This window comes from Staphylococcus simulans (genome assembly GCF_003043455.1).
Classification (GTDB): Bacteria; Bacillota; Bacilli; order Staphylococcales; family Staphylococcaceae; genus Staphylococcus; species Staphylococcus simulans_A.
This window is the reverse complement of the sequence record NZ_PZGG01000024.1, coordinates 23,034-34,555: the sequence shown is the minus strand read 5'-3', so window position 1 is coordinate 34,555 and position 11,522 is coordinate 23,034. Positions and strand designations below refer to the sequence as shown.

Below are 11,522 nucleotides of genomic sequence, written 5' to 3'. Positions count from 1 at the left end.
GAATAATGAATATCCATACAGCGCAGATGAAGTTTTATATAAAGCAAAATCGTATTTATCCAAAGAGGAGTATGAACACGTCTTGAAAAGCTATCATATCGCATATGAAGCGCATCAAGGCCAATTCAGAAAGAACGGTTTGCCTTATATTATGCATCCAATTCAAGTAGCTGGTATTTTAACAGAAATGCATCTTGACGGACCGACGATTGTTGCAGGCTTCTTACATGATGTAATTGAGGATACTCCTTACACATTTGATGACGTAAAAGCGATGTTTAACGATGAAGTAGCCATGATTGTTGAAGGGGTTACGAAATTAAAGAAAGTAAAATATCGCTCAAAAGAAGAACAACAAGCAGAGAACCATAGAAAATTATTTATCGCGATTGCGAAAGATGTACGTGTAATTTTAGTTAAATTAGCAGATAGACTACATAATATGCGTACTTTAAAAGCGATGCCTAGAGAAAAACAAATCAGAATTTCTAAAGAAACATTAGAAATTTATGCGCCGCTTGCGCATCGCTTAGGGATTAATACGATCAAATGGGAACTTGAAGATATTGCTTTACGCTATATTGACGGAGTACAGTATTTCCGTATCGTCAATTTGATGAAGAAAAAACGTAGTGAGCGCGAAGCTTATATTGCAAATGCGATAGACAACATACGTGCTGAAATGAATAAAATGCATATTAAAGGCGAAATCAATGGTCGTCCTAAACATATCTACAGCATTTATCGCAAAATGATGAAACAAAAGAAACAATTTGATCAAATCTTTGATTTATTAGCAGTACGTATTATTGTGGATTCTATTAAAGATTGTTATGCCGTATTAGGTTTAGTACATACATTATGGAAACCGATGCCAGGCAGATTTAAAGATTATATTGCGATGCCAAAACAAAATATGTACCAATCCTTGCATACTACCGTTGTAGGACCTAATGGTGATCCTTTAGAAATTCAAATTAGAACGCATGAAATGCATGAAATTGCGGAACACGGGGTTGCTGCGCATTGGGCGTATAAAGAAGGCAAGAGGGTTACAGATGATAATTCAAGCTATGCAAAGAAATTATCATGGTTGAAAGATTTGGCAGAAGCGGATAAAACAGCGAATGATGCACAAGAATTTATGGAATCATTGAAGTTCGATTTACAAAGTGATAAAGTATATGCTTTCACACCACAAAGTGATGTGATTGAGTTACCTTATGGTGCGGTTCCGATTGATTTTGCGTATGCGGTGCATAGTGAAGTCGGCAACAAAATGATTGGGGCCAAAGTCAACGGCAAAATCGAACCGATTGATTATGTGCTTCAAACAGGAGATATTGTAGAAATACGTACAAGTAAACACTCCTATGGACCAAGCAGAGATTGGTTGAAAATTGTTCGTTCTTCTAGTGCAAAAAGTAAGATTAAAAGCTTCTTCAAAAAACAAGACCGTTCTTCAAACATTGAAAAAGGTAAGTTTATGGTAGAAGCAGAAATTAAAGAACAAGGTTTTAAAGTCGATGAAGTATTGACTGAAGCTAATATTGATATCGTAAACCAAAAATATAACTTCTCAAATGAAGATGACTTATTTGCGGCAGTCGGTTTTGGAGGTGTAACTTCCTCACAAATCGTTAATAAATTAACTGAAAAACAACGTATTTTGGATAAACAACGTGCCTTAAATGAAGCCCAAGAAGTCACAAAATCAGTACCTATCAAAGATAACATTACAACTGATAGTGGCGTTTATGTCGAAGGTATTGAAAACGTGTTAATTAAATTATCTAAATGTTGTAATCCGATTCCTGGTGATGAGATTGTCGGCTATATTACAAAAGGTCATGGTATTAAAGTACACCGTACAGATTGTCCGAATATCCGCAACGAAAAAGAACGTTTGATTAATGTAGAATGGGTTAAATCTAAAGATTCTACACAACGTTATCAAGTTGATTTAGAAGTCACTGCGTATGACCGAAATGGTTTACTTAATGAAGTATTGCAAGCAGTCAATGCGACCGACAGTAATTTAGTCAAAGTATCAGGTAAATCTGACGTTGAGAAAAATGCTATTATTAATTTAAGTGTAATGGTTAAAAACGTTAACGAAGTATTTAAAGTCGTTGAACGTATTAAACAACTAGGCGATGTCTATACAGTAACAAGAGTTTGGAATTAACTGAGGTGTATATAAATGAGAGTAGTAGTACAACGTGTTAAACAAGCATCTGTAACAAATGACACACTAAATAATCAGATTGGAAAAGGATTGTGTTTATTAGTTGGTGTCGGTAAAGATTCGACTGAAGCAGATGTTCAAGCAGTTGCAAAAAAGATAGCAAATGCAAGAATTTTCGAAGATGAAGAGGGGAAAATGAATTTGAACGTTCAGCAAATCGGTGGTGAGATTTTATCTATTTCTCAATTCACGCTATATGCTGACGTCAAAAAAGGAAACAGACCTGGATTTTCTAATTCTAAATCTCCTGATGAAGCAAATCGCTTATATGAAGCGTTGAATGATGCGTTACGCACATATGATTTAGAAGTTAAAACGGGTGAATTCGGTACAGACATGCTAGTTGATATCGCAAATGACGGCCCTGTTACTATTATCTATGAAAGTCAGGACGGCAAAGTGATATGAACCGAATAGAACGGTGGTTTAAAAAGCGTAGACTTAAACCGATTCCCGTGTTGATTGCCGCGCTCTTAATTATCATTATCGTATTTACGATTATTTTAGTCTCTAATCATCAATATAAGCATGATGACAGTGTGACAATGAAAGAGGATGCGGAATTAAGAACGGGCCCAAACGCCGTTTATCCTGAAATTTTTCCTGCTGAAAAGGGTGAAACATTCCATCAACTTGACCGAAAAGGTAAATGGGTTTATGTAGAGACAAGCAACGGCAAGGAAAAAGGATGGGTAGCTGGATGGCATACGGATTTAGATATTCCGCCAGATAATGATCCGAATGCTAAACCGTTAAAAGGCAAAGTGATTGTACTGGATCCTGGTCATGGCGGTGGTGACCAGGGTGCTGCCAGTGCAACTAAGTATAAATCTTTAGAAAAAGTATATACTTTAAAAACTGGGTTAGAACTGAAAAAGAAGCTTGAACAAGAAGGCGCAACCGTTAAAATGACGCGTGATAAAGATGAATACGTCAAATTGAAAGATAGAAATTTAAAAGGCGATGCGTTTATCAGCTTACATAATGATGCACTACAATCTCCTGATGCAAATGGTGCTACTGTATATTGGTTCAAAGACAAACAAGAAGACTTAGCGCAAGTGTTAAGCATGAGTATACAGAAAAAAGGGTTGTTATCACCTAAAGGTGCCAGACAAGAAAATTATCAAGTATTGCGTCAATCTAAAATACCTGCTGTTTTAATCGAACTAGGGTATATTAGTAACCCGACAGATGAGATGATGATACGAGATAAATTACATCGTCAAATATTAGAACAGTCGATTGTTGATGGCTTGCGTATGTATTTTTCGGCTTAAATAGTTGCATTCAATGCTTAAAATCGTTATGATAGTATCTGAATAAAATAATTAAAACCGTTACGATTCTTGAATAGACATTACGAAATGATATAAGAGAAATAATCCTAGGCTGAAAGATTATTCAGAGTAATTTTGTCATTATTGAACACAAGAAGAGGTGAAGATAAATAGTTACTGTTTATCTTCCGTACAACATACGTTAAATGTTTAAAGTGGAACTGTTTTATACAGTTCAATTAGGGTGGCAACACGGAAAATTCGTCCCTTGTGTGATAGTGATATCATACAAGGGGCTTTTTTATTTCTAAAAGGAAGTGACGATATGATTAAAATCCCACGTGGTACACAAGATATTCTGCCTGCTCAAAGCAGAAAATGGAGATATATTGAAACAAAATTAGATGAATTAATGGAACTTTATAACTATAAAGAAATTCGTACACCTATTTTTGAAAGCACTGATTTGTTCGCAAGAGGTGTCGGTGATTCAACAGACGTGGTACAAAAAGAAATGTACACATTCAAAGATAAAGGTGATCGCAGTATTACCTTAAGACCTGAAGGTACAGCGGCGGTTGTTCGTTCATACATTGAAAATAAAATGCAAGGTGATCCAAACCAACCGATTAAACTTTACTATAATGGTCCGATGTTCAGATATGAACGTAAGCAAAAAGGACGCTATCGTCAATTCAATCAATTCGGTGTTGAAGCAATTGGAGCTGAAGACCCAAGTATTGATGCAGAGATTTTAGCAATGGTTATGCATATCTATGAATCCTTCGGTTTAAAGCATTTAAAATTAGTCATTAACAGTGTAGGTGACTTCGATTCTCGTAAAGAGTATAACGAAGCCTTAATCAAGCATTTTGAACCTGTGATTGATACGTTCTGTAGTGATTGCCAATCTCGTCTGTATACAAATCCAATGCGTATTTTGGATTGTAAAGTAGATAGAGATAAAGAAGCGGTTAAAACTGCACCTCGTATTACAGAGTACTTAAATGAAGAATCAAAAACTTACTATGAACAAGTTAAAAGTTATTTAGATGAATTAGGTATTCCTTATGTGGAAGATCCGAATTTAGTTCGTGGTTTAGATTATTATACACATACTGCATTTGAGTTAATGATTGACAGTCCAGATTACGATGGCGCAATTACTACTTTATGTGGTGGTGGACGATACAACGGTTTATTAGAATTGTTAGATGGACCGAAACAAACAGGTATCGGTTTTGCATTGAGTATCGAACGTTTATTGCTCGCGTTAGAAGAAGAAGGAATCGAAATCGAAGACGAAGATCACTTAGATTTATTTATCGTGACAATGGGTGAAAAAGCTGATCGTTATGCAGTAAAATTATTAAACGATTTACGTCATCACGGTATCAAAGCAGATAAGGATTACTTGAAACGCAAAATTAAAGGTCAAATGAAACAAGCAAACCGTGTAGGGGCTGAATATACGATTGTGATCGGCGACCAAGAACTTGAAGATGGTAATATTAATATCAAACATATGGAGAGCGGAGAATCAGAAGCGATTCAACTTGCAGATTTAGTTTCATATTTTGAAGATAAGAAAGTGAAATAAGAGGAGAGAGTAATTATGAGTAAAAGAACAACGTATTGCGGTCTTGTAACAGAAGGCCTTTTAGGACAACACGTCACTTTAAAAGGATGGGTGCATAACCGTCGTGACTTAGGTGGATTAATCTTTGTTGATTTACGTGACCGTGAAGGTTATGTACAAATTGTCTTCAATCCAGACTTTTCTAAAGAAGCATTAGAAGTTGCGGAATCTATCCGTTCTGAATATGTGATTGAAGTTGAAGGTACAGTAACAAAACGTGATCCTGAAACAGTTAACCCTAAAATCAAAACAGGTAATGTTGAAGTGCAAGTTGATAAAATCAATATCATTAATAAAGCACAAACACCACCGTTTTCAATTAATGATGATTCACAACAAGTTGATGAAAACATTCGTTTAAAATATCGTTATTTAGATTTAAGAAGACAAGAACTTGCGCAAACGATTAAAATGCGTCACCACATTACACGTGCAATTCACGAGTATTTAGATAAAGAAGGCTTCTTAGATATCGAAACACCTTTCTTAACTAAATCTACACCAGAAGGTGCACGTGACTATTTAGTACCTTCTCGTGTGCACGAAGGTAAATTCTATGCGTTACCGCAATCACCACAATTATTTAAACAATTATTGATGATCAGTGGTTTCGATAAATATTACCAAATCGTAAAATGTTTCCGTGACGAAGATTTACGTGCAGATAGACAACCTGAATTCACGCAAGTCGATATTGAGATGAGTTTCGTAGATCAAGAAGATGTAATGGAACTTGGTGAAGACATGTTGAAAAGCGTTGTAAAAGACGTAAAAGCTGTTGAATTAACTGAACAATTCCCACGTATGACTTACGCAGAAGCTATGTCACGTTATGGTTCAGATAAACCAGATACACGCTTTGACATGGAATTACTAGATGTTTCAAAATTAGGCGAAACAATGGACTTCAAAGTCTTTAAAGATACAGTTGAAAAAGGCGGAGAAGTAAAAGCATTAGTTGCTAAAGGTGCTTCAGATAAATATACACGTAAAGATATTGATAAATTAACTGAGTTTGTAAATATCTATGGCGCAAAAGGTTTAGCTTGGGTCAAAGTAGTTGAAGACGGCTTAAGTGGACCAATCGCAAGATTCTTTGAAGAGGAGAATGTTGAAACATTAAAATCTTTAACAGATGCAGAAGCAGGAGACTTAGTATTGTTTGTAGCTGATAAACCTAGCGTTGTAGCTCAAAGTTTAGGTGCATTACGTGTGAAATTAGGTCATGAGCTAGGCTTAATTGATGAAGATAAATTAAACTTCTTATGGGTGACAGATTGGCCATTACTTGAATATGATGAAGATGAAAAACGCTATGTAGCAGCACACCATCCATTTACATCACCTAAAGATGAAGATTTAGATAAATTAGATTCTGAACCAGAAAACGCACAAGCTAAAGCGTATGATATCGTATTAAACGGTTACGAATTAGGCGGCGGTTCAATCAGAATTCACAACGGTGATATTCAAGAAAAAATGTTTGAAGTTTTAGGTTTCACAAAAGAAGAAGCGCAAGATCAATTCGGCTTCTTGCTTGACGCATTCAAATATGGTGCACCACCACATGGCGGTATCGCTTTAGGTTTAGACCGCTTCGTGATGCTATTAACTGGCCGCACAAACTTACGTGATACAATCGCATTCCCTAAAACTGCTTCAGCTGTATCATTAATGACACAAGCACCAAGCGAAGTTTCTAATAAACAATTAGAGGAATTAGCATTACGTATCCGTCACTAAAAGAAAAATTACACTTTGAGAGTGTTTATATTTGCATTTAAAGTTTTATGTGGTAATATCTAAGTATAAGATAGTCGTCTGAAATACTCGTAGTTTGCTGTATGTATTTTGACCTAACACTCTTTGATCAGGGAGCCCAATAGGTTTTCTTGCAGCGCACACGCCTCTTAAGGAGGACTTGCAAAACAAGAAACAGGGCACCCACCTGTAATTAGCAGGCCAAAATGATCAAGCTCTAATAACTACGGTACAACGGATTCTATCGTACGCAGGACTTTGGTCCTGCGTATTTTTTTATTTTCATTTCAAATTTTAGCATTTTTTAAGAAATAATATTATCTAAATTTGTTATAATGATATATGGTAGTAAAGTTAGACAAAAGGAGTATAGATTTGATGAAACATCAATTTTCACGTAATGAGTTGGCATATGGTAAAGAGGGATTAGATTTATTAAAGCAACAAACTGTTGCGGTACTAGGCGTTGGGGGCGTTGGTTCTTTTGCGGCAGAAGCATTAGCGCGTACTAACATCGGCCATATTATTTTAATTGATAAAGATGATGTGGATATTACAAATGTAAACCGTCAATTACATGCATTGACTACGACAATTGGTCAAAGTAAAGTGACGTTGATGGAAGAACGCATCAAATTAATCAATCCAGATTGTAAAGTAACTTCTTCACATATGTTCTATACAGAAGAAACGTATGAACAACTGTTTAATGATTATGATATTGATTATATTATTGATGCAAGTGACACAATTATTTATAAAGTACATCTGATGAAAGAGTGTTTGAAACGCGGCATAAAAATTATTTCTAGTATGGGGGCCGCAAATAAAACAGACCCAACACGATTCCAAATCGCTGATATTTCTAAAACGAATACAGATCCTATTGCTAAAATTATCAGACAAAAATTGAAAAAAGAAGGCATTAAAAAAGGATTCCTGTTGTCTTTTCAGATGAAAGCCCAATTGTGATTAGAGAAGATGTCAAAGAAACAGTCGGTGATAAGAATGCGGCAACGCGTAAAGGTCAAATTCCACCATCTTCAAATGCTTTTGTGCCAAGTGTAGTCGGCTTAATTTGTGCAAGTTATGTCATTAACGATGTGTTAAAAGATATTCCTGTCACTAGAATTAAAGATAAAAATCAAAAATAAAAAAGCTGATATAGAATCGTAGAAAGCTACGATTCTAGTATCAACCTTCATCAACGTTTGTTTTGTTGCTTAGTGATATTGTCATAGATTTGTTTAAACTGCTGTTCAGTTTTTGATGTAGTTTTAGGATGGTAGTACTGTCTGTTTTTGAGTTTATCTGGCAGATATTGTTGTGGAATAAAGCCATTTTCGGAATTATGCGGATACTGATAACCAATCGCGTGGCCTAATTCTTTGGCACCTTTATAGTGACCATCTTTAAGATGATTAGGAACTTGACCGACATGACCTTTTCTAATATCCGATAAAGCAGCGTCAATAGCTTTAATACCTGAATTTGATTTAGGAGATAAGCAAAGTTCAATAACTGCTTGGCTCAGTGGAATGCGTGCTTCAGGGAACCCTAAACGTTCTGCAGATTCAATCGCAGCTAATGTACGTTGTCCTGCACCGGGTGAAGCTAAGCCGATGTCTTCATAACTGATAACAAGCAACCGTCTTGCGATAGTAGGGAGATCTCCCGCTTCTATCAGTCGTGCAAGATAATGTAATGCAGCATCGGTATCACTGCCACGGATTGATTTTTGGAATGCACTCATGACATCATAGTGCATGTCACCATCTTTATCACTGACAAAACTGCCTTTTTGCATGCAGTCTTTGGCATCTTCTAAAGAAACATGAATCTTGCCATTCTCATCAGGTTTAGCGCTTAATACAGAGAGTTCTAAAGCGTTTAAAGCACTACGCACATCACCATGACTTTGTGTAGAGAAGTATTGCATAGCGCCATCATCTACTGTCGCATGATAAGAGGCGAGTCCTCGGTTTTCATCCTTCAGAGCACGTTCTAACGCCACAGCAACATCTTTTTCCGTTAGCGGATAGAGTTCAAAGATCTGTGCACGAGAACGTATGGCTGGATTAATGGCGTGATATGGATTAGAAGTAGTCGCACCAATGAGTACAATTTTCCCATTCTCCAAGTGAGGTAATAGGAAATCTTGTTTAGCTTTATCTAAACGGTGGATTTCATCAAGTAATAAAATAACTTGACCAGACATTTTTGCTTCTTCAACCACCATTTGCATGTCTTTTTTGGTATTTGTAACAGCGTTTAATTGTCTGAACTTAAATTGTGTGGAACCTGCGATAGCTTTCGCAATACTGGTTTTTCCAATACCAGGGGGTCCATAAAAAATCATTGAAGTCAGTCGTTTAGATTCAACCATTCTTCTGATGATACCTTTAGGACCAACTAAATGTTGCTGAGATATAATTTCATCTAGATTCTGCGGACGCATTCTAGATGCTAAAGGTTCGTTAGTCAAGATAGAGTCACACCTTTCTATTACTATATTAACGTAAAAAATGCTAGAATTGAATAAAATAAAATCGGATTAAGCGAGGTAATAAAATGAAAATTTCAACAAAAGGGAGATACGGCTTAACCTTAATGATTTCTCTTGCTAAGAGGGAAGGTCAAGGTTGCGTATCGTTAAAAACTATTGCAGAAGAAAATAAATTAAGTGATCTATACCTAGAACAATTAGTAGGACCTTTAAGAAATGCCGGATTGATTCGAAGTGTGCGCGGTGCTAAAGGTGGATACCAACTCCGTGTCCCAGCTGATGAAATTAAAGCCGGAGACATTATTCGCCTGCTTGAAGGTCCGATTTCATTCGTTGAAAGTATAGATTCAGAACCGCCAGCACAACAAGAACTATGGTTACGCATGAGAGATGCAGTCAGAGAAGTGTTGGATGGCACGACGTTAAAGTATTTAGCAGAATTTAATGATTCAGATAAACGTGATAATTACATGTTCTATATTTAATAATTAATGCAGTTCAACTTTATGGGTTGAGCTGCATTTTAATTCTTTAGCCTTTGATGTTTATAGAATTTCACAAGTGGTAATTATATAACATAACTAGATTTGAAATAATTGGAGGAATCGATTATGGCAAACAAAGGCGAAGACAAATTAGAACAAGCAAAAGGTAACGTTAAAGAAACAGTAGGCAATGCTACTGATAATAAGAAATTAGAAAATGAAGGTAAAGCAGATAAAGCTTCAGGTAAAGTTGATGAAAAAATCAACGATGCTGCAGATAAAGCAAAAGATGCAGCAGGTAAATTAAAAGATAAATTCAGTAAAGATAATAAATAATTATCATTTAATAAACAGAATTAACGGGCAGAATCACTTAAAGGGTTCTGCCCGTTATTTTTGTTTGAATCAAAATAATATATCAATTCAAATGCAATTACTTGTTCACTTGTTGCATCACACGTTGCAAGCGTTCAAATGATTCTTTTTGTTTATCTTGGTCATAAATATAGCTGACTGCCATTAACTCATCAAATTCACCATAAATATCTTTGAATTTTTCAACTTGTTGTTTAACCGTTTCTTCTGAACCGATTAATGAAACACCTAAACGGCCTCTAGCCATTTGTAATTCTGCAGGAGTCAATACATCTGCTAAATTATCAATTGGCGGTTGCAACGGTTCCATTCTACCGCGTGTAATGCTGACAGTGACTTGTGCTAGAGTCGTTGCTAATTTTTCAGCTTCTTCATCTGTTTCAGCAACAATCGCATTTAAGCATACAATCATATAAGGTTTATCCAATACATCAGACGGTTCAAATAATTCTTTATAAATAGACATAGCTTCTCTCATTTGTTGCGGTGCGAAATGACCAGCAAATACATAAGGTAAGCCCATTCTTGCAGCTAAATGTGCAGAGTCAGTAGAAGAACCTAAGATATATAACGGTACGTTTTTATTAACAGCAGGGTAAGCACGTACGTAACCTTGCTGATTTTCTGGTCCGAAGTATTTTTGAAGTTGTGCTACTTCTTCAGGGAATGCGTAAACTCCATTATGTTGATCGCGGCGTAATGCGCTCGCTGTCATCATATCAGTGCCCGGCGCACGTCCTAAACCTAAATCTACACGGTTGTTAAACATTGTTTCTAATGTACCGAATTGTTCAGCTACTACTAACGGTGCGTGGTTCGGCAACATAATACCACCTGAACCGACACGGATTTGTTTTGTATGCTCTAGTGTGTGTTGAATCAATAACGCAGTTGCAGAACTTACTAAGTTCGGTGCGTTATGATGTTCTGCAATCCAATATCGTTCATATCCTAATCCCTCTAGATGTTGCGCTAAGTCCACCATGTTGTCGATGGCTTGCTTTTCATCTTCACCTGATTTAACAGGTACTAAGTTGAGTGCAGAAACTTTAATTTCACTCACATAAAGACCTCCTCGTTTTGAATGATATATTAATTATAACAAGGACATATATTAGAAAGAATTTTATTGCTTAAAGCATGTGCTTTGCATGTTATAATATTTGTGGAACAGAGTACTAGAAAAATTGTAGTGTTGGTGCTAGAATTGGAACATTGATAAAATTGT

The 11,522-nt window shown here is 36.1% G+C and carries 9 protein-coding genes, 1 other RNA gene and 1 pseudogene; 9 read left to right on the top strand and 2 right to left on the bottom strand.

The window, feature by feature from the left end:
• The 7 genes and pseudogenes from BU038_RS05930 to BU038_RS05900 all read left to right on the top strand — a co-directional run.
• On the top strand, positions 1-2,188 hold a 2,188-nt coding region (locus BU038_RS05930), incomplete at its 5' end, for a RelA/SpoT family protein (RefSeq protein ID WP_199219693.1).
• 15 nt (positions 2,189-2,203) lie between these two features.
• A complete protein-coding gene (dtd, locus tag BU038_RS05925; protein WP_107605250.1) occupies positions 2,204-2,656 on the top strand; it encodes a D-aminoacyl-tRNA deacylase in 453 nt (150 codons plus the stop codon).
• Positions 2,653-3,528 (top strand): N-acetylmuramoyl-L-alanine amidase, encoded by an 876-nt coding sequence (locus BU038_RS05920; RefSeq protein ID WP_107605249.1) that lies wholly within the window; start codon positions 2,653-2,655, stop codon positions 3,526-3,528. Before dtd ends, BU038_RS05920 begins: the two co-directional genes overlap by 4 nt.
• Before the next feature lie 325 nt (positions 3,529-3,853).
• Positions 3,854-5,128: a histidine--tRNA ligase gene (gene hisS, locus BU038_RS05915; protein ID WP_107605248.1), complete on the top strand. Its 1,275-nt coding sequence runs from the start codon at positions 3,854-3,856 to the stop codon at positions 5,126-5,128.
• A gap of 15 nt (positions 5,129-5,143) precedes the next feature.
• The gene (gene aspS / locus BU038_RS05910) at positions 5,144-6,910 is read left to right on the top strand and encodes an aspartate--tRNA ligase (protein WP_107605247.1); all 1,767 of its coding nucleotides are present in this window, start codon (positions 5,144-5,146) and stop codon (positions 6,908-6,910) included.
• 72 nt (positions 6,911-6,982) lie between these two features.
• A non-coding RNA gene (ssrS, locus tag BU038_RS05905) (6S RNA) lies at positions 6,983-7,173 on the top strand.
• Positions 7,174-7,306: 133 nt separating this feature from the next.
• Positions 7,307-8,082: pseudogene (locus BU038_RS05900) on the top strand (tRNA threonylcarbamoyladenosine dehydratase).
• 50 nt (positions 8,083-8,132) lie between these two features.
• Here the strand turns inward: BU038_RS05900 and BU038_RS05895 are convergent.
• On the bottom strand, positions 8,133-9,413 hold the full coding sequence (locus BU038_RS05895; protein WP_107605246.1) for a replication-associated recombination protein A: 1,281 nt from the start codon (positions 9,411-9,413) through the stop codon (positions 8,133-8,135).
• Between the two features lie 86 nt (positions 9,414-9,499).
• Here BU038_RS05895 and cymR point away from each other — a divergent pair, with 86 nt between their 5' ends.
• Positions 9,500-9,919, top strand: a complete 420-nt coding sequence (gene cymR, locus BU038_RS05890) for a cysteine metabolism transcriptional regulator CymR (RefSeq protein WP_107605245.1) — start codon at positions 9,500-9,502, stop codon at positions 9,917-9,919.
• A 126-nt stretch (positions 9,920-10,045) separates the two neighbouring features.
• The gene (locus BU038_RS05885) at positions 10,046-10,255 is read left to right on the top strand and encodes a CsbD family protein (RefSeq protein WP_107605244.1); all 210 of its coding nucleotides are present in this window, start codon (positions 10,046-10,048) and stop codon (positions 10,253-10,255) included.
• Positions 10,256-10,352: 97 nt separating this feature from the next.
• Here BU038_RS05885 and BU038_RS05880 read toward each other — a convergent pair whose 3' ends face one another.
• On the bottom strand, positions 10,353-11,357 hold the full coding sequence (locus BU038_RS05880; protein ID WP_107605243.1) for an LLM class flavin-dependent oxidoreductase: 1,005 nt from the start codon (positions 11,355-11,357) through the stop codon (positions 10,353-10,355).
• Positions 11,358-11,522 lie beyond the last annotated feature (165 nt).